General features: G+C 59.6%; 2 protein-coding genes. Both read left to right on the top strand.

Annotated features, from left to right (window positions below; all coding sequences use genetic code 11):
- Positions 1-499: DNA polymerase (locus ACE4YL_RS09625; RefSeq protein WP_461369575.1), on the top strand; the 499-nt coding region annotated here is incomplete at its 5' end.
- Positions 500-535: 36 nt separating this feature from the next.
- Positions 536-1606, top strand: a complete 1071-nt coding sequence (locus tag ACE4YL_RS09620; RefSeq protein WP_461369574.1) for an adenylosuccinate synthetase — start codon at positions 536-538, stop codon at positions 1604-1606.
- The last annotated feature ends 42 nt before the right edge of the window (positions 1607-1648 follow it).

The following is a 1648-nucleotide window of genomic DNA, read 5'->3' as shown; positions in this document are numbered from 1 at the left end:
CGGCATTATCTACGGTATTGGCCGGAAGGCCCTAGCCAAGCAACTAAGGGTCCCAGTGGAGAAAGCGGCGGAATACCTACGGAAGTACCACGAGAGGTATCCCGGATTCCGGCGGCTGTACAAGCGGGCGGAGGAGGTCGCTACGGAGCGTGGCTATATCCGGATGTTCACGGGCCGGGTGCGCCGCTATGACCAGTATAACCCAACCCACAAGGCGTCCTCCAACCTTATCCAAGGTGCCGTCGCTGAGATGATGCGGCTGGCTATCCTCCGGCTGGATAAGCTGTTGGAGGGTTGGGATACCCACATGTTACTACAAATCCATGACCAGGTAATCTTCGAAGTCCCGGGGGACAAGCTGTTTAAGGTGCTGCCGATCATAAGGGAGGGCATGGAGAATTTCCTGCCGAGGTTCGAACTGTATGTCCCCATGAAGGTGGATATTAAGTACGGACCATCCTGGGGACAAATGACCGAGTGGACGGGCGAGGAAGAGTAGCCCGCCACCCAAATAACTACCAAGGAGGGTATACTTATGCGGAAGTCTAAAAGTCACGTTTTGGCAGTCGTCGGAGCCCAGTACGGGTCTGAAGGTAAAGGTGTCGTCGTGAATTACCTTGCTAATCGCTACCACGTTCACGTCCGCACCGGCGGCCCTAACGCCGGCCACTCCTTTATCCATAAGGGCCGGATCTGGAAGATGCAAATCATCCCCTGCGGCTGGACCAACCCTGAGGCGATCTTGGTCCTGGGCCGGGGGATGCTGGTGAACCCGGAGATCCTCCTGCGGGAACTGGAGGCCATTCGAGAGGTCGACCCCACTATTGACGACCGGTTAATCATCGACGCCCGGGCCGGTGTCTTGGACCAGTCCTCTCATAGGGAGGAGGGCGGCACAGAGGGTGAGCTGCACAAGCGCATCGGCTCCACCGGCGAGGGTGTCGGTGCGGCCCGGATTGCCAGGATCCGCCGAGATCCATCCCGGTTCAAGCTAGCCAAGGATATCGCCGATGAGTACGGACTCCGGCGGTATTTGAGGGAGAACACCCCCAAGCTCCTACAGCAGTATCTGGATGGTGGCCAGAACGTCCTCCTGGAGGGCACCCAGGGATCTAGCCTGTCCCTCATCCACGGTCCGTGGCCCTACGTGACCAGTCACGATACCAACGCCGCTCAGCTTGCTGCTGACGCCGGCATCCCGCCCATGCTGGTGACCCGGGTCCTGCTGGTGGCCCGAACCTACCCGATCCGGGTGGCTGGTAATTCTGGACCGCTGAAGAACGAGCTGACCTGGGAGGAGATCTCTCAGCGGGTCGGCAAGCAGGTGATGGAGCGGACCACCGTCACCAACAAGGTCCGCCGGGTAGGTGAATGGGATGAAGAGCTGCTGGACAACGCTATCACGTTGAACTGTCCCACCTTCATCACTATCACGTTCATGGACTACCTCTCGCCGCAGGATGAGGGCAAGACCCAGTGGGAGGACCTGTCGGACACCGCCAAGCGGTTCGTCCGGTACGTGGAGTCCCGGTTCCGGGTCCGGGTGTCTCTCATCGGCACCGGTGGTCCAAACTGGAGCATCGTGGATAGGGGGTTCGCTGTATGAAGGTCTACTTCCAGCTTCTCCCAGGTGAGGGCAGCCCGCGGG

Origin of the sequence: Candidatus Darwinibacter acetoxidans, assembly GCF_041936445.1 — a bacterium.
GTDB lineage: Bacteria > Bacillota > Limnochordia > Darwinibacteriales > Darwinibacteriaceae > DTU010.
Note: the sequence above shows the minus strand (reverse complement) of the source record. Positions and strands in the feature narration are given on the sequence as shown.

Coding starts and splice junctions, on each gene's coding strand:
- ACE4YL_RS09620 (WP_461369574.1), top strand. CDS start 536: ATGCGGAAGTCTAAAAGTCACGTTTTGGCAGTCGTCGGAGCCCAGTAC.